This is a genomic window from Catenulispora pinistramenti, from assembly GCF_018274385.1.
Taxonomy (GTDB): domain Bacteria; phylum Actinomycetota; class Actinomycetes; order Streptomycetales; family Catenulisporaceae; genus Catenulispora; species Catenulispora pinistramenti.
In genome coordinates this window covers 45,058-65,055 of sequence record NZ_JAAFYZ010000007.1, presented here as the reverse complement: position 1 = coordinate 65,055, position 19,998 = coordinate 45,058, and the positions used below count along the sequence as shown (strand labels likewise).

General features: G+C 70.9%; 18 protein-coding genes. 15 read left to right on the top strand and 3 right to left on the bottom strand.

Annotated features, from left to right (window positions below):
- Positions 1-7 precede the first annotated feature (7 nt).
- From KGQ19_RS03345 to menC, 7 genes are all read left to right on the top strand, one after another.
- A complete protein-coding gene (locus KGQ19_RS03345; protein WP_212007548.1) occupies positions 8-1,768 on the top strand; it encodes an ABC transporter substrate-binding protein in 1,761 nt (586 codons plus the stop codon).
- Positions 1,769-1,781: 13 nt separating this feature from the next.
- Positions 1,782-2,792 (top strand): ABC transporter permease, encoded by a 1,011-nt coding sequence (locus tag KGQ19_RS03340; RefSeq protein WP_212007547.1) that lies wholly within the window; start codon positions 1,782-1,784, stop codon positions 2,790-2,792.
- Positions 2,789-3,841: an ABC transporter ATP-binding protein gene (locus tag KGQ19_RS03335; protein ID WP_212007546.1), complete on the top strand. Its 1,053-nt coding sequence runs from the start codon at positions 2,789-2,791 to the stop codon at positions 3,839-3,841. The genes KGQ19_RS03340 and KGQ19_RS03335 overlap by 4 nt, the downstream gene beginning before the upstream one ends.
- Positions 3,838-4,881 carry an ABC transporter ATP-binding protein gene (locus KGQ19_RS03330; protein WP_212007545.1) on the top strand — a complete coding sequence of 348 codons (1,044 nt, stop codon included), beginning with the start codon at positions 3,838-3,840 and terminating at the stop codon, positions 4,879-4,881. Before KGQ19_RS03335 ends, KGQ19_RS03330 begins: the two co-directional genes overlap by 4 nt.
- A gap of 203 nt (positions 4,882-5,084) precedes the next feature.
- Positions 5,085-6,188, top strand: coding sequence for a dipeptidase (locus KGQ19_RS03325; RefSeq protein ID WP_212007586.1), 1,104 nt, complete (start codon positions 5,085-5,087; stop codon positions 6,186-6,188).
- A gap of 142 nt (positions 6,189-6,330) precedes the next feature.
- Positions 6,331-7,272, top strand: a complete 942-nt coding sequence (locus KGQ19_RS03320; RefSeq protein WP_212007544.1) for a hypothetical protein — start codon at positions 6,331-6,333, stop codon at positions 7,270-7,272.
- Entirely contained in the window at positions 7,269-8,378 is a 1,110-nt protein-coding gene (menC, locus tag KGQ19_RS03315) for an o-succinylbenzoate synthase (RefSeq protein ID WP_212007543.1), read from the top strand. The genes KGQ19_RS03320 and menC overlap by 4 nt, the downstream gene beginning before the upstream one ends.
- 86 nt (positions 8,379-8,464) lie before the next feature.
- On the opposite strand, the gene KGQ19_RS03310 is transcribed toward menC, so the two are convergent.
- Together KGQ19_RS03310 and KGQ19_RS03305 are read right to left on the bottom strand one after the other, a co-directional pair.
- Complete coding sequence (locus KGQ19_RS03310) at positions 8,465-9,490, bottom strand: SDR family NAD(P)-dependent oxidoreductase (RefSeq protein ID WP_212007542.1); 1,026 nt, start codon at positions 9,488-9,490, stop codon at positions 8,465-8,467.
- Positions 9,487-10,707, bottom strand: coding sequence for a UDP-N-acetylglucosamine--N-acetylmuramyl-(pentapeptide) pyrophosphoryl-undecaprenol N-acetylglucosamine transferase (locus KGQ19_RS03305; protein WP_212007541.1), 1,221 nt, complete (start codon positions 10,705-10,707; stop codon positions 9,487-9,489). Before KGQ19_RS03305 ends, KGQ19_RS03310 begins: the two co-directional genes overlap by 4 nt.
- 64 nt (positions 10,708-10,771) lie before the next feature.
- Here KGQ19_RS03305 and KGQ19_RS03300 point away from each other — a divergent pair, with 64 nt between their 5' ends.
- The 8 genes from KGQ19_RS03300 to KGQ19_RS03265 all read left to right on the top strand — a co-directional run bounded on the left by KGQ19_RS03300 (position 10,772) and on the right by KGQ19_RS03265 (position 19,293).
- Entirely contained in the window at positions 10,772-11,482 is a 711-nt protein-coding gene (locus KGQ19_RS03300; RefSeq protein WP_212007540.1) for a response regulator transcription factor, read from the top strand.
- 59 nt (positions 11,483-11,541) lie between these two features.
- On the top strand, positions 11,542-13,017 hold the full coding sequence (locus KGQ19_RS51665; RefSeq protein ID WP_368862047.1) for a sensor histidine kinase: 1,476 nt from the start codon (positions 11,542-11,544) through the stop codon (positions 13,015-13,017).
- A 590-nt stretch (positions 13,018-13,607) separates the two neighbouring features.
- Positions 13,608-14,525, top strand: a complete 918-nt coding sequence (locus tag KGQ19_RS03290) for a C1 family peptidase (protein WP_212007538.1) — start codon at positions 13,608-13,610, stop codon at positions 14,523-14,525.
- 192 nt (positions 14,526-14,717) lie between these two features.
- Complete coding sequence (locus KGQ19_RS03285) at positions 14,718-15,683, top strand: ABC transporter ATP-binding protein (protein ID WP_212007537.1); 966 nt, start codon at positions 14,718-14,720, stop codon at positions 15,681-15,683.
- Positions 15,684-15,871: 188 nt separating this feature from the next.
- Entirely contained in the window at positions 15,872-16,546 is a 675-nt protein-coding gene (locus tag KGQ19_RS03280) for an ABC transporter permease (protein WP_212007536.1), read from the top strand.
- The gene (locus KGQ19_RS03275) at positions 16,546-17,379 is read left to right on the top strand and encodes an ABC transporter permease (protein WP_212007535.1); all 834 of its coding nucleotides are present in this window, start codon (positions 16,546-16,548) and stop codon (positions 17,377-17,379) included. Before KGQ19_RS03280 ends, KGQ19_RS03275 begins: the two co-directional genes overlap by 1 nt.
- 37 nt (positions 17,380-17,416) lie before the next feature.
- Entirely contained in the window at positions 17,417-18,610 is a 1,194-nt protein-coding gene (locus tag KGQ19_RS03270) for a sensor histidine kinase (protein WP_212007534.1), read from the top strand.
- Complete coding sequence (locus KGQ19_RS03265) at positions 18,607-19,293, top strand: response regulator (protein WP_212007533.1); 687 nt, start codon at positions 18,607-18,609, stop codon at positions 19,291-19,293. The genes KGQ19_RS03270 and KGQ19_RS03265 overlap by 4 nt, the downstream gene beginning before the upstream one ends.
- 232 nt (positions 19,294-19,525) lie before the next feature.
- Here KGQ19_RS03265 and KGQ19_RS03260 read toward each other — a convergent pair whose 3' ends face one another.
- Entirely contained in the window at positions 19,526-19,996 is a 471-nt protein-coding gene (locus KGQ19_RS03260; protein WP_212007532.1) for a hypothetical protein, read from the bottom strand.
- Positions 19,997-19,998: the final 2 nt, after the last annotated feature.

Sequence of the window (19,998 nt, the reverse complement as noted above, 5' to 3'; positions counted from 1 at the left end):
ACACATCATGCGCAAGCCACGAATCGCCGCTTACGCGGCGGCCGCAGCGTTGGCGTTCGGCGCCGCGGCCTGCGGCGGCGGGTCCAGCGGCGGTACCGGAGCCCATTCCTCGGCGGCGTACGACGTCGGCCTGGCCGGGACCGTGAACAAATCCTCCGCCACCGGCCACGGGACGCTCCGGCTGGAACAGTCCTCGGACCTGCAGTCCACCGACCCGGGCAACAGCTACTTCGGGGCCGACTGGGACGTGATGCGGCTCTACACCCGCTCGCTGGTCACCTTCGCCGAGGCCCCCGGCCCGGTGAAGCTGGTCCCGGACCTGGCCACCGATCTGGGCACCATGAGCGCGGACGGCCTGACCTGGACCTTCCACCTGGTCAAGGGTGCGACGTACACGGACGGCTCCCCGATCACCGCGCAGGACGTCGCCTACGGCATCGAGCGCTCGAACTGGGGCCAGGAGGTCCTGCCGAACGGCCCGACCTACTTCAAGCAGCTGCTCACGGACACCACGAACTATCAGGGTCCGTACAAGGACAAGAACCCGGCCGACCACCCCTCGGGCATCGACACGCCGGACAGCGACACCATCGTCTTCCATCTGGTCAAGCCGTTCGCGGACTTCGACGACGTGCTGACGCTGCCGTCGACAGTGCCGGTCCCGCGGGCCAAGGACACCGGCGCCACCTACTACGAGCACGTACTGTCCTCCGGGGCGTACAGGTTCGACTCCTACGCCGTGGGCAAGGAGCTCGACCTGTCGGCGTCCCCGGCCTTCAACGCCGCCTCCGACCCGCTGCACCTGCATGTCGCGCACGCCGCCAGGATCGTCGACAAGGTCGACGTCAGCGCGCAGACGGTCGATCAGGACCTGCTGCACGGCACCACCGACGTGGACCAGTCCGGCGCCGGCGTCCAGACCGCGACGCAGTCGCAGGTGCTGGGCAACCCCAGGCTCAAGGCCGAGGCCGACGACCCGATCACCGGGTTGCTGACCTATCTGACGATCAACACGACGATCAAGCCGTTCGACGACATCGACTGTCGCAAGGCCGTGGAATGGGCGATCGACAAGTCCGCGGTGCAGACCGCGTTCGGCGGCGGCATCGGCGGCGGCGACATCGCCACCACGGTGCTGCCCCCGACCGTCCCGGGCTACGTCCAGCAGGACCTGTACCAGAGCCCGGGCCACACCGGCGACCTGGCCAAGGCCAGGGCCGAGATCGCGACCTGCAAGGCCGCCGAGCACGTCACCGACATCACCACCCAGGTGGGCTACTACATCGATCAGCCGAAGGACAAGCCGGTCGCCGACGTCGTCCAGCAGAACCTGGCCGCCATCGGCATCACCGTGACCGAGGACGGCTTCAAGTACAGCCAGCTCTCGATCAAGGCCGGCAGTCAGTCGTACGTCAAGCAGAACAACGAGGCGCTGTTCATCACCGCGTGGGCCGCCGACTTCCCGTCAGGGTACGGATTCCTGGACCAGATCCTCACCCCGGACGGCATCAAGGCGACCGGGGAGAGCAACTACTCCGAACTCGACGACCCGGCCGTCGATTCCCTGATGGCCACCGCGCTCAAGACCACCGACCCGGACGCCCGCAACGCGCTGTACGCCCAGATCGACCAGCAGGCGCTGAAGGACGCGGCACTGGTGCCGATGATCGACTCCCGGGCCCTGATGCTGCGCCCGCCGAACCTCACGAACGCCTACATCGAGCAGGCGTACGGCATGTACGACTACCAGGCCCTCGGCGTCCAGTGAGGACCCCGACACCATGCTGACTTTCATCGTCCGGCGCTTGTTCGCCGTTGCCGGTCTGCTGCTCGTCGTCGCGTTCGTGACGATGGTCATCTTCTACGAGATGCCGCAGTGGGGAGGGCAGACACCGGCCACCATGGCGGTCCAGTACGTGGGCAAGCAGCCCTCGCCCGCGGCGATCCAGGGGGTGATCCATCGTTTCGGCTTCGACCGGTCGTTCCTGGTCCAGTACATCGACTACATACGCACCATCGTCACCGGCACCACTTTCAGCGACGGCACCCAGGACATCGTCTGCAAAGCCCCGTGCCTGGGCTACTCGTTCCGGAACTACCAGCAGGTCTGGCCCACGATCCTGGGCGACCTGCCGGTCACCTTCTCCATCGCGGCGGGTGCCGGCGTCCTGTGGCTGTTCTTCGGCGTCGCCTCGGGTCTGGCCTCGGCCGTGCGCAAGGGATCGCTGCTCGATCGGGCGTCGATGGTCACCGCCCTGCTCGGCATCTCGCTCCCGGTCTACTTCCTCGCGCCGCTGCTGTCCCTGCCACTGGCCTACCGGTGGTCGATCCTGCCGGCCCCGGGCAGCTACGTCGGCATCCTGTCCGACCCGGGCCAATGGTTCCTGGACATGATCCTGCCCTGGACCTGTCTGGCCTTCGGCCTGGCCGCCCTCTACACCCGTCTGACCCGGGCCGGAATGCTCGACGTACTGAGCGAGGACTTCGTGCGCACCGCGCGGGCGAAGGGCCTGTCCGAGCGCCGGGTGATCCTCAAGCACGCGCTGCGGGCCGCGATCACCCCGATCATCACGATCTTCGGCATGGACTTCGCCACCGTGCTCGGCGGTGCGGTGCTGGTCGAGATCACCTTCTCCATGAAGGGGATCGGCTTCCTGGCCATCACCTCGATCCAGAACGGCGACTTCCCGATGATGATGGGCGTCACCTTGTTCGCCGCGGCGTTCATCGTGCTGGCCAACCTGTTGGTCGACGTCATGTACGCCGTGGCGGACCCGCGGGTGCGGCTGTGACGGCCGGGGGCGAGCGTCCGTTCCTGGACGTGCGCGACCTGCGGGTGCACTTTCCGACTGACGACGGCGTGGTGAAGTCGGTGGACGGCATCAGCTTCGCGCTGGAGCGCGGGAAGACGCTGGGTATCGTCGGCGAGTCCGGCTCCGGCAAGTCGGTCACCTCGCTGTCCCTGCTCGGCCTGCACCGCAGGGCTGACCGCAAGGGCCGCGGCGGGGCCCGGATCTCCGGCGGGATCTGGCTGGACGGCCAGGACCTGGTGACCGCCTCGGCCGAGGAGGTCCGGCGGCTGCGCGGCGAGAAGATGGCGATGATCTTCCAGGATCCGCTGTCCGCGATGCACCCGTTCTACACGGTCGGCGCGCAGATCATCGAGGCCTACCGGGTCCACAACAAGGTCTCCAAGCCGGTCGCCCGCAAGCGCGCGATCGAGCTGCTGGAACTGGTCGGCATCCCGCAGCCGAACACCCGGGTGGACGACTTCCCGCACCAGTTCTCCGGCGGTATGCGCCAGCGCGCGATGATCGCCATGGCGCTGGTCTGCAACCCGCGGCTGCTGATCGCCGACGAGCCGACCACCGCGCTGGACGTGACCGTGCAGGCCCAGATCCTGGACCTGATGCGGGACCTGCAACGGGAGTTCGACTCCGCGCTGATCCTCATCACCCACGACCTCGGCGTGGTCGCCGAACTGGCCGACGACATCATGGTGATGTACGGCGGCAAGGCGGTCGAGTACGGCACCGCCGAGACTGTCTTCCGCCAGCCGGAACACCCCTACACCTGGGGCCTGCTCGGCTCGATGCCGCGGATCGACCGGGCGGTCCAGGACCGGCTCTCGCCCATCCGGGGCAACCCGCCGTCGCTGATCAACGTGCCCGCCGGCTGCGCCTTCCATCCGCGCTGCCCGTACACGGCCGAGACCGGCGGGCGCAGCGACACGGAGATCCCGCGGCTGGCCGGCAGCGACCCGGGGCACCTGGTGCGCTGCCACCTGGACCCGGCCCGGCGGCAGGAGATCTTCACCGAGCAGATTCGGGAGAACCTGTGAGCACCGAGACCATTACCGAGAACCAGGCAGTGGCCGACACCGAGGCGCTGCTGACCGTCACCGGTCTGCAGAAGCACTTCCCGATCCGGCGCGGGCTGTTCCAGCGCACCGTCGGCGCGGTCAAGGCCGTGGACGGCATCGACCTGTCCATCAAGCCGGGGGAGACCCTGGGCCTGGTGGGCGAGTCCGGCTGTGGCAAGTCCACCGTCGGCAGGGTGCTGACCAAGCTGCAGGAACCGACCGGCGGGCAGATGGTCTTCGAGGGCCGGGACATCACCAGGCTGTCCCAGGGCGCCTTCCGCCCGCTGCGCAGCGACATCCAGATGGTGTTTCAGGACCCGCAGTCCTCGCTCAACCCGCGGCACACCGTCGGCACGATCGTCGGTGCGCCGTTCAAGATCCAGGGCCTCAACCCGCCGCAGGGCGTCAAGCGCGCGGTCCAGGATCTGCTGGAGCTGGTCGGCCTGTCACCCGAGCACTACAACCGCTACCCGCACGAGTTCTCCGGCGGCCAGCGCCAGCGCGTCGGCATCGCCCGCGCACTGGCCCTCAAGCCCAGGCTGATCGTCGCCGACGAACCGGTCTCCGCCCTGGACGTGTCCATCCAGGCGCAGGTGGTGAACCTGTTCGAGGACCTGCGGGCCGAGCTCGGCCTGGCCTACGTGTTCATCGCGCACGACCTGTCCGTGGTCCGGCACATCTCCGACCGGGTCGCGGTGATGTACCTGGGCAAGATCGTCGAGATCGCCCCGCGGGACGACGTGTACGGGCGCCCGCTACACCCGTATACCAACGCACTGCTGTCCGCCGTGCCGATCCCCGACCCGGCCCGCAGGGATGTCGAGAACCGCACCGGCCGCGAGCGCATCCGGCTGACCGGCGACGTGCCCTCGCCGATCGACCCGCCGTCCGGCTGCCGGTTCCGTACCCGCTGCTGGAAGGCACAGCAGACCTGCGCCGTCCAGGAGCCGCCGCTGCTGCGGATCGCGACGGCCGGACCGGGACACCAGGTGGCCTGCCACTTCCCGGTAGAGCACTGAGCGCCGATGGTAGGCGGCGGTGGCGACCCCTGTGTCACTTCATCCGACTCGACGAGAGCCACGCCCGGAATTGATCCGTCCACACCAAGACGGCTACCGGCGTGCGCGGGCAAGCTGATCGGCATGGCAACGAACCCGTGGGCGGATCACTTCTGCCGCAGGTCCCGCACGTTCCTCAAGCGTTATGGGGCCTCACAATGACCATGCCCGCGTTCGGCACACCCGATTTCGGCACACCCGATCGCCTCGATCCGGCGACGCTGGAGCTGCACCGGCGCGCGGTGGTCGCCGACACCCACAACGACCTGCTCTGCTCGGTCGTCCTGCGGCCGGTCGCGCAGTGGCCCGGCTACTTCCGCGCGCAGTGGCTGCCGCAGCTGCGCGCCGGCGGCGTGGACATCCAGGTGCTTCCGGTCTACATCGACGACGCCTACCGGCCCGAAGGCGCGCTGCGCGAGACGCTGCGCATGATCGAGGCCGCGCACCGGATCGCCGAGGGCAACGCCGACGAGGTCAGCCTGTGCCTGGACGGCGCCGACATCGACCGCGCGCTGGCCGCCGGCCGGATCGCGCTGGTCCTCGCGCTGGAAGGGGCCCCGGGTGTCGACGCGGACATCGAACTGTTCGCCACGCTGTACCGGCTCGGCGTGCGCATCGCGTCGCTGGCCCACTTCGGCCGCACGGCGCTCGCCGACGGCTCGGGGGAGGACGCCGCGGGCAGCAGGCTGACCGCCGCCGGGGTCGAGGCGCTGGCCGAGATGGAGCGCCTGGGCATGATGTTCGACGTCTCCCACCTCGGTGCGGCCGGCGTCGACCACGTGCTCGAACTCGCGACCCGGCCCGTGCTGGCCACGCATTCCTCCGCCAGGGCTTTGCGCGACCACCACCGCAACCTCACCGACGCGCGCCTGGCGGCCATCGCCGCCGGCGGCGGCGTGGTGTGCGTGAACTTCTTCCCGGGGTTCGTGGACGCGCACGAGCCGTCGATCTCCCGGCTCGTCGACCACATCGAGCACATCGGGAAGGTCGCGGGCACCGCCCACGTCGGCATCGGACCGGACTTCGTGCTCGAAGTGCTGCGCGACGTGGTGCCCGGCGGGGTCGAGGTCGGGCCGGTGGCCGGCTGCGATCCGTTCGCCGCGCTGCCGGGTCTGGCCGGACCCGCCGGTCTGCCGCTGCTCACCGCCGAACTGCTGGCGCGCGGCCTGGATGAGGCAGTCGTGGCCGCGACGCTGGGGGGCAACGTGCTGCGCCTGTTCCGAGCCGAGCTGGGCGTGCCCGCCGACCGCCGTGGGGCCGCCGCGTGAGCATCGACACCGCACCGCTGCCCGAGCGGCTGACGCAGGACTTGCCGGCCATGCTCGCCGACCTTGGGGCGGACCTGTTGGGGGCGCGTCCGTGAACGCGGTGCCGATCCCGAAGCCCCCGGTCCCGATGTCTCCGGTCCCGATGCCCCCGAGCCCAACGCCCCCGGCGCGCGCCCTGATCGCCAAGGCGCATGCCCAAGCCGAGGCGGCGGCCCGCGCGGCGGCGGTCACCATCAGAGAACTGACCGAACCGGGAGAGCACGGTGCGGCCGCTGAGGTCTTCACCCGGGTCTGGGCACTCGAGCCGGGGCAGAGCCTGGTGCCCACCGGCCTGATGCGAGTGATGGCATACGAAGGCTGCTACATCGCCGGTGTCTTCGACGACAGACACGGCGACCGGCTGATCGGTGCCGCCACGGCGTTTCTCGCCTCGGACGTGGAACAACGAGGCGGCATCCATCTGCACTCGCACATCACCGGGATGCTGAACGAGGCCGGCGGCCGGCACGCCGGCTTCGCGCTCAAACTGCACCAGCGGGCCTGGGCCCTGAGCCGCGGGCTGCGCCGCATCACCTGGACGTTCGACCCGCTGGTGCGCGCCAACGCCTACTTCAACCTGGCCAAACTCGGTGCGGACGCGACCGCCTATCTCGTCGACTTCTACGGCGACATGCCGGACGGGGTCAACGCGGGACAGGGCAGCGATCGACTCCTGATGAGCTGGGCCCTGGACTCGGCGCGCACGGACACCGCGGCAGGCGGCACTCGAATCGAGCCACAGAACGAAGAATCCCTGCTCAGCGCGAACAAGGTACTGCTCTCCGGGATCGCGCCGGGCATGAGGCCCGATCCCGGCCCGCCATCGGACTTCGGCGGTTCCCTGCTGTGTGCGACGCCCGCGGCCATCCAGACCCTGCGGCGTGAGCAGCCCGAGCTGGCGCGCAGCTGGCGGTTCGCGCTGCGCGGCGCGCTGACCGATGCCATGGGACGCGGATACCGCATCACCGGCTTCACCCGATCGGGCTGGTACCTGCTGGAACAACCGGAACAACCGGAACACCACGAGGAGAACGAGCGCCGATGAAGATATCCGGAGTCGAACTGCGGCGCCTGAGCATGACGCTGCGCAGTCCGTTCGAGACGTCTTTCGGCGTGGTGACCGAACGCGACATCCTGCTGGTCCGCGTCGTCACCGAGGAGGCCGAGGGCTGGGGCGAATGCGCGGCGATGAGCGAGCCGGTGTACTCCTCGGAGCACATCAACGGCGCGCAGGACGTCATCCGCCGCTTCTTCCTCCCGAGGCTCGCCGCCGCACCGCACGTCACCTCGGCGCTGGTGGCGCAGATCCTGGCGCCGTTCAAGGGCCACCCGATCGCCAAGGCGGCGGTGGAAGCCGCCGTCCTGGACGCCGAACTGCGGGCCGCCGGCACCTCCTTCGGCGACCACCTCGGCGCCGTGCGGTCCTGGGTGCCGGTCGGCGTCTCGGTCGGGATCATGCCGAGCGTCGCAGAGCTCGTCGACACCGTCGGCGGCTACCTCGACCAGGGCTACCGACGGATCAAGCTGAAGATCAAGCCGGGCTGGGACGTGGAGCCGGTGCGAGCCGTCCGGGAGCGGTTCGGCGAAGCGCCGCTGTTGCAGGTCGACGCCAACACCGCCTACACCCTCGGCGACGCGCAACGCCTGGCCGCCCTGGATCCCTTCGACCTGCTGCTGATCGAACAGCCGCTGCCGGAGGACGACATCGGCGGGCACGCCGCCCTGGCCCGGCTGCTCCACACCCCGATCTGCCTGGACGAGTCCATCGTCTCGGCCCGCTCGGCCGCCGAAGCGATCGCGCTGGGCGCCTGCCGCATCGTCAACATCAAGCCCGCGCGCGTCGGCGGCTACCTGGAGGCGCGCCGCGTGCACGACGTCTGCGCCGCGAACGGAGTGCCGGTGTGGTGCGGAGGCATGTTGGAGACCGGCATCGGCCGCGCGGCCAACGTCGCCCTGGCGGCACTGCCGAACTTCACCCTCCCGGGGGACATCAGCGCCTCCGAGCGCTACTTCGAGCGTGACATCACCGAACCGTTCGTCCTGCGCGACGGGGGCCTGGACGTGCCGCAGGGCCCCGGCCTCGGGGTCACGCCCGACCCTGTGCTCCTCGATGAGTTCACCACGGCCACGGACTGGATCGATTTCCGATGACCCGGGTCGAAGATTGCTTCAGTGGCGACGGCAACAACAGCAACGGCAGTGGCAATGGGACGCGGACGCTCGGCTCGGTTCGAGCCTCACACCTGGTAGCGGTCAGGTGCGAACAGGCGCAGGTTTTCCTGTATCCACGCCGAGGTCCGCTCCAGCCCCACCGCTAGCGGGACCTGCGGCGCCCAGCCGGTGAGTTCGCGCATCAGCGAGTTGTCGGAGACGAGCCTGAGCACCTCGCTGTCGGCCGGGCGGAGCCTGGCCGGGTCCTGGACCACCACGGCCTCGCGTCCGCTCGCCTGGATCAGCGCCGCGGCGAGGTCTGCGATGGAGATCTCGCGGCCGACGCCGAGATTGACCGTCCGGCCCAGGGTGCGGGGGGAGTCCGCCGCGGCGAGGAAACCGCTGACGGTGTCGTCGACGTAGGTGAAGTCGCGGGTCGGCCGGAGCGAGCCGAGCTTGATCTCGCGCGCCCCGTGGTGCAGCTGGGCGAGCACGGTCGGAATGACCGCGCGGGCGGATTGGCGCGGGCCGTAGGTGTTGAACGGCCTGACGACCGTCACCGGCAGGTCGAAGGCGTGGTGGTAGGCCAGGGCCGTCATGTCCGCGGCGATCTTCGAGGCCGAGTACGGCGATTGCGGCTGGAGCGGGTGCGTCTCGTCGATCGGAACGCGGACCGCGGAGCCGTAGACCTCGCTGGTCGAGGTCTGGATCAGCCGTGCGCCGTGCCGCAGGCAGGCCGCCGCGACGTGCTCGGTGCCCAGCACGTTCGTCTGGGTGTACGACTCGGGCGCCTGGTAGCTGTACGGGATGCCGATCAGCGCGGCGAGATGGAATACCGCGTCGCAGCCTTCGACCGCCTGGTGTATCCGGCCCGCGTCCCGGACGTCGCCGGGAAACGGCTCGATCGCGCCGCTGAGCAAGAGCGGCGCGAGGTGGCCGTTCTCCGCGTACGGCTTGTAATGCAGCAGTGCCCGCACCGAGGCGCCGAGGCGTACCAAAGCCTCGCTCAGCGCACTGCCGATGAACCCCTCCGCGCCGGTCACCAGTACTCTGCGACCGGCCCAGCCGGCCCCGGCCTCGCCGCTCGTCTGGCTGCTCGTCTGGCTGCTCATGCGTTCGTGCGCTCCAATTCGTCGGTGACCGCCGACTCGCGGTCATGCGGGGCGAAAGTGATCGGGTACGTCAGCTTTCCGGCGAGCTCAAGCACGCGCTCCGCGAGCCGGCGCGACGCCGTGCCGTGGCTGCCGGGGTCCGCGGCGGCGGACATCGTGCCGAGCCGGCCGGGGTCGGCCAGCAGCGGCTCAAGAGCCGCGGCGAGAGAGCCGGCGTCGAGTTCTGCGTCTGGCAGGAGTACCCCGGCTCCGGCCCGAGTGAGAACTCGGGCGTTGTGGGTCTGATGGTCGCCGGGCGCGTGCGGGTAGGGCACGAGGACGCAGGGCAGCCCGCAACTGGCGAGTTCGGCGACCGTGGCCGACCCGGCCCGGCATACGGCGACGTCGGCCGCGGCGTATGCCAGGTCCATGCGGTCCAGGTACGCACGCGCCTCGGCCACGGCGTAGCCGCCGTTCTCCGTGAGTACGGCGCGTGCGCGCTCCAGATCCCGCGGTCCGGTCTTGATCAGGAAGCGCACGTCGGGCCGGGACCGCCAGCGCCCGGCCAGCTCCGTCGCCGCCTCGGTGAGCCGGCGGGCGCCCAGGCTGCCGCCGTTGACCAGCACGAGGCGTACCGAGCGCCGCAGGCCGTGGTGGGCACGGGCGCCTTCCCCGAGTCGTAGGCGCTCTGCCCTGGTCAGCGGGGCGTACAGGGGCATCCCGACCAGTTCGGCGTCCGCCCGGGCGCGCCGCGGGAGATACCCGCGGGCCGCCTCGAATCCGAGGCAGACCGCTGAGCCGAGGCGCGCGTTGAACCGGTTGGCGCGCCCGGGAATCGCATTCGACTCGTGGATCAGGGCCGGGATCCGCAGCATGCGCGCCCCGAGTATCACCGGCGCGCTCGGATAGCCGCCCATGCCCACCGCCACGCGGGCGCCCTGCCGCTCCATGACCGAGCGCGCTTGGACGGCGGACTTGAGCAGGTGTGCGGGCAGCAGGAAGCGGCGCGCGCCGAGCTGCCGGTCGAAGGGGATCATGTCGACGGTGTGCAGCCGGTATCCGGCGCCGGGGATGAGCGTGCGTTCCAGACCTCGCTCGGTACCGACGAAGCTGATGCGGGCTCTGGGCTCAAGGGCGCGGATGGCGTCGGCCAGGGCCAGTCCCGGATAGATGTGCCCGCCGGTCCCGCCCGCACCGATGACCACGGACAGGGTGGACGGCTGTGCTCTTCTCGTCATGCCGGGCAGCCTGGCCGGGCGTGGTAAGAAGCTTCTAAGACCCTGGTCGGCGAGGATTGGGGGCATGGCGAATAGCGAGCGGTCCGCCTCCGCGCGGATCCTGGTGGTCGACGACGACCCCGAGGTCCGCGAGGCGGTGTGCGAGGCCATGCGGGTCGAGGGGCACGAGGTGGCCGGCGCCGCGGACGGAGTGCGGGCCCTGGCCGCCGTCTCCGCGTGGTCACCAGACGCGCTGGTGCTCGACGTGCTGATGCCGGGGCTCGACGGTCTGGCGGTGTGCCGGCGGCTGCGCGCCCTGGGCGACCGGGTGCCGATCCTGGTGCTGACCGCGCGCGGTTCGGTCAGCGACCGGGTGGACGGTCTCGACGCCGGGGCCGACGACTATCTCGCCAAGCCCTTCGCGCTGCGCGAGCTGCAGGCAAGGGTCAGAGCCCTGTTGCGGCGCTCGTTACCGGAGCAGCCGGAACCCGACCAGGACCGGCTGCGCTACGCCGATCTGAGGTTCGACCCGGTGACCCGTACGGGCGAGCGGGCCGGGCGCTTCCTGGAGTTCACCCACACCGAGGCGGCCTTGCTGGAGTTGCTGCTGCGCAATCCGGAGCAGGTGCTCACCCGCGAGTTGTTGATGGACCGGGTGTGGGGAGAGGTGTTCGGTCCGGAATCCAACTCGCTGACTGTGTACATCGGCTACCTGCGCCGCAAACTCGAGGCGGAGGGCAGCTCACGATTGGTGCAGACGGTGCACGGGGTCGGCTACCGGCTGGCGTCCTCGTGAACGCCTCTGCTGAGTCCGCACCCCGCGGCCGCGGCTTGCGCAGGCTGCTCTCGCTCCCGGTGCGCAGACTGCTACTCCCGGTGCGCTGGCTGCGCTTGCTTCCGCTGCGTACGCGGCTGGCCGTGGCCAGCGGGTTAGCGGTCGCCCTCGTCGCGCTGGCGTGCAGCACTGCCGCGTTCGTGGTGGTGCGCCACGAGCTTGAGCGACAGTTCGACATCCAGCTCGGGCAGGATGCCACGTTCGCGGCCCAGCAGTCGAAGAACCAAGCGCCTCAAGTGATCTCCGGCGAGTGCCGATATCTGGCGGCACCGGCCTGTTCCCAACTCGTCTCCGCCTCCCCGGCCCAAGACCCGGCGCGGGGATACGTCCTGCCGGTCGGGCCGCGCACCCGCGAGGTTGCGGCAGGCGAACACCGCGCGTACTACAGCGACATCACCCTGGACGGGTTCCCCGTCAGGATGTACACGGTCTCCTACGCCCCCGGCACTGCCGTACAGGTGGCGGCCAGGTCGGACACCGTACGGACGGGGGTGCGGCAGGCGGCCTGGCTGATGGCCGCGGTCTGCGCGGGCGGCATGCTGCTGGCCGCGCTGCTGGGCTACCTGGTCGCCCGCGGCTCGTTGCGCCCGGTGGCAAGGCTGACCGCCGTGGCCGAACGCATCGCCGCGACCGGTGACGCGAGCCTGCGCATCCAGACGCCGTCCGGTGCCGCCGCCGGGGCCGCGGGGCGCCGCTGGCGGCCGGACGAGCCGGCGCGGCTGGCCGCGAGCTTCAACACCATGCTCGCGGAGTTGGAGGAATCGGTCGACGCGCGCCGCAGGCTCGTCGCCGACGCGTCCCACGAACTGCGGACACCGCTCACGGCCCTGCGCACCAACGCGGAACTGCTGATCGACGCGGAGCGCCTGACGCCGCGGCAGACGGCCCGGGCGGCCCGGGCCGTCGACCGGCAGGCCAGGGAGATCACCGGCCTCGTCAACGATCTGATCGAACTGGCCCGCACCGAGGAGCCCGACGCCCTGGTCGAGGTCTTCGCGCTGGATCGGCTGGTACACGGCCGGGTGGAGGCGGCCCGGGACCACTGGCCCGAGTTGGCGTTCACGGACCCGCTCACAGATGCGGCTGCCGATCCCGCCGCGGATCCTGCTGCGGGCGGCGGGCACGGCATCCTGGTGCGCGGGGTGCCTCAGCGGCTGGCGCGGCTGGTCGACAACCTCCTGGGCAACGCCGCGAAGTACAGCCCGCCGGCCGGCCGGGTCGAGGTGGCACTCGGCGTCGTGGCCGGGGCCGACGGCGAGACGGCGGAGCTGACGGTGCGCGATCACGGCCCCGGTATCGCCCCGGAGGACCTTCCTCACGTATTCGACCGCTTCTATCGATCCGCGTCGGCGCGGGCGCTGCCCGGCTCCGGGTTGGGCTTGGCGATGGCGCAGCAGATCGCGCGCTCGCACCAAGCCGAGCTGACCGTGGCCAACGCTCCCGGAGGCGGTGCCTCCTTCCAGCTGCGTATCCCGATCACCCGAGTGCCCCTGTAGGGCTTCGTCGGCACGTTATGCGCGATACCGCCAGCACTGCACCCGAAACGTGCATATCTGATCACAGGAGTTGAACGACTGATCGTGCTTCGCGATCGGGATCGAGCGATATGGCGCAGGCGACTACTGCGCGGCATCGTATGACGCCTTTGCGAAGCCTTTACCGACTCGCAGGCTGACGCGGGTCACAGGGGCTTGCTACGTTTCCTCGGTAGTACGAGCCCTCGTAGTCGATCGACGCCGGACCGCAGCCGACCGCCGACGCGAACGGGGGCATCGGGTCGCGCCGCGCTGGCGTAACCGTCATCACCTGGATTCCGGCTCTCGGCTTCGGCCTTGAGCGGTCACGTCCCAGGGCTCGCACGTCCACCTGGCACCACCTAGCGCCACCGCGCCTGCCGCGACCGGGCTGTCCCGGGCCGTTTCGGGCTGTGGCGGCACCGGTCGGTTCCGGGAACCCGGGTGCCGACTTGGGCTTGTGATGTCAAGAATTGATCAGAGTCCTGATAGTGGTGCGGGAGCTGCGGGCCGCGTCGGCCGAATCCGGCGTATCAGAGTCATGCCACCGTCTCGCAACGCAAGGAGTCACCATGAACCACGCAAAGACCGCCGGCATAGCCGCGGCGTTCGTCGCGGCCGCCGCGCTGACCGCTGTCGCGGCCGCACCGGCCTCCGCCGCCCAGGCCGCCCAGGCCGCCGGGCAGCGCCACCACCACTACGCGACCGGGCTGAACATCGCCCAGGCCCGGGCCGCCGAGCGTGCGGGCCTGGCCACCCGCGCCACGTACTCCACGTCCCTGCGCGGCCTGCGCGCGGCGGCCGGCCTGTCGGCCGACGCCCCGGACAGCGCCAGCCTGCAGCAGTACGCGCTGTCCCCGGGCGACCAGGGCCAGGTCGGTTCCTGCGTCACCTGGGCCACCGGCTACAGCTCCTACGGGATCCTGATGAACGAGCAGGGCATCACCGGTGACCCGATGGCGCCGATGTACATCTACGCCCAGATCGCCCAGGGCAACGACCAGGGCACCACCGGCGACGTCGCCCTCGGCATGGAGCAGCAGCAGGGCATCGACACCAAGGCCGACTACTACCAGGGCGACTTCGACTACACCACCCAGCCCGACGCCAACGAGATCGCCAACGCCGCGCACTACAAGCTCTCCGGCTACCAGACCCTGCCGGTCGGCGACGGCTCCGAGCAGGCCATCAAGGACTCGATATCCCAGGGCCTGCCGGTCTCGATCGGGTTCAACGTCCGGCAGAGCTTCATGGACCTCAGCGGCCAGGCGGCGTCGGACTACAGCTACACGCCCGGCGACGACAGCTCCGACCCCGTCGTCGGGGGCCACGAGGTCGCCGTGATCGGCTACACCGACCAGGGCGTCACCATCGAGAACAGCTGGGGCGCCAGCTGGGGCGACAACGGCTACGTCAACGTCCCGTGGAGCTTCTTCACCACCGGTGACGTCGACGAGCTGTACTCCGTCGGCAAGCTGGCCCAGAACTGACGCCGGCTTGAAACGGACAGCACCTTGACCCGGGTGTGGCCGGCGCTCGCCAAGCGGGCGCCGGCCACACCCGGCCGGCTCCGTCTCAAGGAGGAGGTTTTCGGCTTCCGGCCGCCGGATTCCGCCCTGCGGACGAGGCGACGGCGAAGGTCGGGTCCCTAGCGTCGAGGTCATGAGCAGCAAGAGGTCCTCATGATCGAGGCGAAGGCACTGACCAAGCGCTACGGCGGCAAGACCGCGGTGGACGGCATCGACTTCCAGGTTCGTCCCGGGTCGGTCACCGGCTTCCTGGGGCCCAACGGGGCCGGCAAGTCGACCACCATGCGGATGATCCTCGGCCTGGATCTGCCCACGGCCGGGACCGTCACCGTCGACGGCCGGGACTACCGGGGCAAGGTGTGGCCGTTGCACGATGTCGGCGCGTTGCTGGACGCGCGCGCGGTGCATCCAGGCCGCTCGGCGTACAACCACCTGCACAGTCTGGCCGCCGCCAACGGCATCGGCCGGGCGCGCGTGGACGTCGTGTTGGAGCAGGTGGGGCTGACATCGGTGGCGCACAAGCGGGTCGGCGGGTTCTCGCTGGGGATGGCGCAGCGGCTGGGGATCGCCGGTGTGCTGCTGGGGAATCCGGGGACGATGCTGTTCGACGAGCCGGTCAACGGGCTGGACCCGGACGGCATTCTGTGGATCCGTACCCTGATGCGGTCATTGGCCGCCGAGGGCCGCACCGTGCTGGTCTCCAGCCACCTGATGAGCGAGATGGCGCTGACCGCCGATCACCTGCTGGTCATCGGCCGCGGCAGACTGCTCGCCGACACCCCGCTGTCCGAGCTGATCGCGCGGCATTCCGCCGAGCGGGTCGAGGTGCGGGCCGCCGATCCGCGGCGGCTGACCGCGGATCTGCGCGCGGTCGGTGCGCGGGTCGCGGTGGAATCCGACGGCACGCTGGCGGTCACCGGGATGGGCTCGGTCGGGATCGGCGAGCTGGCCGCCGCACGCGGGCACGTGCTGCACCAGCTGCATGACGTGACCGCGTCGCTGGAGCAGGCGTACTTCCGGCTCACCGGCGAGAGCGTCGAGTACCGGACCCCGGTGTCGGCGTTGGAAGCGGGACCGACGTCGAAAGCGGTGCCGAAGCCGGAAGCGGTGTCGGCGTGACCGGCCGCGCGAGCACGGCCGCAGCCGCAGCGGCGACAGCAGCCGCCTGCCGCCTGCCTGGGACGGGGCCAGGCGCCGTATCCACTGCCTCCGTCGCCACCAGGCTCCGCGCCACCGCCGGTAGCGAATGGATCAAGCTCCGCTCGGTCCGGTCGGGGCCCGTGGTCCTGGCCGCGACTCTTCTGGCCATGGTGCTGGGCGCCTGGATGGTCAGTGCCGGCTATCACAGCAGCTACACCGCCGCCGACCGGGCATCCTTCGATCCCGGGGACCTCACTCTGCGGGGCGTCATCGTGACGCAGCTGCTCGTCGGCGCACTCGGCGTCCTCACCGTGACCGGCGAATACACCAGCGGCCTGATCCGCACCACCTTCATCGCGACCCCGCAGCGCGGTCAGGTGCTGGCGATGAAGGCCCTGATCTTCACCACCGTCGTGGGGGTGTGGTGCACGGGGCTGTCTTTCGTCGCATTCTTCGTCGGCCGGAGCTTCCTCACCGCGCCGGTGCCGCCTGTCGGCCTCGGCGATCCGGGCGTACCGACCGCGGTCTTCGGCGGCGGCCTGTATCTCGCCGGGGTCGGGCTGTTCGGGATGTTCCTCGGGGCGCTGCTGCGCCGGACGGCCGCCGCCCTGGCCGCGTTGGTCGGCGTCATGATGGTGCTGCCGGTGGTCCTCGCCCTGCTTCCCGGCAACACCGGGGCGCTCGTCAGCGAGTACTCGCCGGCCGGAGCCGGCTTCCAGATCTGGCACCTCGTCCACAGCGGCCACAGCCTCGGCGCCTGGCCGGGCTTCGCCCTCTTCACCGCCTACGCGGCAGCCACCGCGGCGGCGGCGTTCTTCACAATCCGAAGGAGGGACGTCTGATGTCCTCGTCTGCCTCCCTTGCGACTCTGCCGCCACCGGCCCGGACGGTCTCGCGCACGCGCCGGGCACGGGCCGTGCTCGCCGCCGAGTGGATCAAGCTGCGCTCGCTGCGGTCCCTGCCCGTCACGCTGGTCGTCGCGGCCGTGTTCTGTGTCGGCCTGGCCGCCTTGGTCTGCTCCGACTACGCCGGGCACTGGAAGGACGTCAGCGCCGCCGACCGGAACACGTTCGACCCGCTGACGGTCAACTTCGGCTTCCTGCGGATCGGCGTCCTCTTCTTCGGCGTCCTCGGCGCCCTGGTCGTCACCAGCGAGTACGGCAATGGCCTGATCCGCACCACCTTCGCCGCGACACCGCAGCGCGGCCTGGTTCTCGCGGCCAAGGCTGCTTTGTTGGGGGCGCTCGCTTTGCCGGCGTCATCAGTGGTCTGCTTCGCTGCGTTCTTCGTCGGACAGGGCCTGCTCAGCGGCCACGTGCCCACCGTGCACATCGGCGACCCCGGCGTGCTCGGGCACCTCCTCGGCGCGGTGGCCTACCTGACGGCCACCGGGCTGTGCGGCGTCTTCCTCGGCGTCCTGGCCCGCGGCACGGCCGTGGCCATGACCAGCGTCTTCGCCCTCTTCCTGATGCTGCCGGTGACGGTCGACGAACTGCCGCACACGGCCCTGTGGCGATACACCGTGCCCTACCTGCCGTCCAACCTCGGCGAGACCGTATGGCACTCCCACACCACCGGCCTGCTCACCGCCGGCCCGGCCTGGGCCCTGCTCGTACTCTGGCCCGCCGGCCTCGGGACGCTCGCAGCGCTGTGGCTGCGGCATCACGACGCCTGACAAGCCGGCCGGGGGCGACGCGGGCATGATGGACTTCGTGACCACGGGCACAGGACGCCAGGCCGGCATGGACTGGCTCGTCTGCGTCCTGGCAGCCGCGGCCACCGGCCTGGGCGCGACCGACACACTGGCCTCCTGGCTGCCGCACCCCGCGATCCCGGCGTTGGCGGTGGTGCAGGGCCTGATCCTGCTGGCCAGGCGGCGCGCGCCGGTGCCGGCGCTGGCCGGGACGACGGCGGTCGCCCTGCTGCTGATTGTCGGCGGGTACCCGGCCGGCGGCGCGGTTGTCGGCACGTTCTTCGCGGCCTACGCCGTGGCGATGTACTGGGGCAGCAGGCATGGTCGCTGCGACGTCGAGCGCACAGAGCACGCGGGGCGTGCACGGTTCCCGGTGGCGAGCGCGGCCATGGTGGCGGCCACCGCGCTGGCGCTCTCCGCGGCGAACCTGGCGCCGGATGCGCGGGGCAGCGGGCTCAACAGCGTCGGACTGGCCGTCGCGTCGGCGTGGATCCTCGGTTATGCGCTGCGTACCCGGCGCGCCTATGTCGCCGAACTGGTGGCGCGGGCGGCCCGGCTGGAGGCGGAGGAGGGCGAGCGGGCGGCGCGGGCTGTGGCCGAGGAACGGTTGCGGATCGCCCGGGAGCTGCACGATGTGGTCGGCCATTCGATCAGCCTGATCACCGTGCAGGCCGAGGCGGCGACCCGGTCGGTGCGGACGAACCCGGACGCGGTGCCGCCCTTCCTGGCGACGATTTCGGCGACGGGCCGTGAGGCGTTGGCGGAGATGCGGCGGGTGCTGGCCGTCCTGCGCCCGGACGCCGAGCCCGAGATGAGCCCGCAGCCGGGGCTGGGGGACCTGGGGGAGCTGGTGGCGCGGTTCCAGGACGGTGGGCTGCGGGTCAGTCTGGACGCCCCGTCGGCCGAGCTGCCGCCCGGGGTGGGGCTGGCGGTGTACCGGATCGTCCAGGAATCGCTGACCAACGTGCTCAAGCACGCAGGCCCCGGCGTGCGGGCCGTCGTCGCCGTCGAGCCCGGCGCCGGATCGGTGCTGGTGTCAGTGCTCGACGACGGCCGGGGGCCGACCGCGCCCGCATCCGGCGCCGCCCACGGCATCGTCGGGATGCGCGAGCGGGTCGCCATCTACGGCGGCACCCTGCGCGTCGGCCCCGGCCCGCGCCGCGGATTCCAGGTGCGGGCGGTCATCCCGCTGCCCGAGGAGGAAGCCCGATGACCATCAGCGTCCTGATCGCCGATGACCAGCGCCTGATCCGCTCCGGCCTGCGCGCCATCATCGAGTCCGAGCCGGGCATGGAGGTCGTGGGCGAGGCCGCCGACGGCGCCGAGGCGGTCGAGGCGGTCCGCCGCCTGCGCCCGGACGTCGCGCTGATGGACATCCGCATGCCCCGCCTGGACGGCGTCGCCGCGGCCCGCTCCCTGTGCTCGGGCCCCGGACCGCACCCGACCAGGATCCTGATGCTCACCACATTCCACCTCGATGACTACGTCGCACAGGCCCTGCGCGCCGGAGCCTCGGGCTTCCTGCTCAAAGACGCCACCGCCGACCAACTCCTGGAGGCGGTCCGCGTGGTCGCCGCGGGCGAGGCCATCCTGGCGCCCGCGGTCACCCGGCGCGTGCTGGAACGCATGGCGGCCGGCCACGAGGACGGCGCCGACGGTGCCGACCGTGCTGACGGCGCCGACCTGCGAGCGCGGCTGTCGGTGCGCGAAGTGGACGTGCTGCTGTTGGTCGCCCGGGGCCTGTCGAACGCTGAGATCGGCGTCGCGTTGCACCTGGCCGAATCCACCGTGAAGACCCACGTGCAGAACATCCTGGCCAAGCTGGGCCTTCGGGACCGGCTGCAGGCTGCGGTCGCGGCCTACGATTCGGGGCTGGTCCATCCGCGGGGACGGTAGCCGGGAGGCGAGAATCGGTAGCTGGCAGCCGAGAGTCGGCGATGGGATCAGGGCTCTAATCCTGGCCGGGTTGCCGTGCCCGGCGGAGCTCAGGCCGTGGTCGCTCAGGGGACTTCAGCAGGCCGGCCAGGCCGGTGCGGGGGAATGCCGGGAATGTGAGGAGAAATCTGCGTTGGCTGGGTCCGGCGATGAAGGCTTGCAGCAAGAGCTCGGCCGGTGCGGCTGGGTGGTTTTAGGCCAGCAGGTGACGGACGTGCGGATCAGGGTCCTGTGTCAGGCGGTAGACGAGGCCGGGCGGCAGCGCGCTGGAGTTGATCGCTGCGACCCGGCGCATCAGCGGTTGCTCTGATACGGCGCACGCGGCGAGCCAGTCCGCGTCCAAGTCGCCGGCGGCTTCGTCGGGCCGGCCGATCTCATCAGCGGTGCGGCCGGCGGCCTGGTCGATCTGCTGACGCTGGGCTTTGGCGATTGTGCGCGGGCGCGACAGTGCCCGGGCCCGGACCGCTTCGTCCGGGTCCCGGGCCAGATCGGCGAGAAGCGTCGGGTCGAGGCCCGGGCGGCCGGCGACGCGCTCTCGCACCTCCGGGTCGGGGTCTCGGGCCAGCCCGGTGAGTACGGTCGGGTCGACGTCGGCGCGATGGGCAACCTCTTCGCGGACTGCCGGGTCTGGGTCGCGGGACAGGCGGGCCACGATGTCCGCCAACT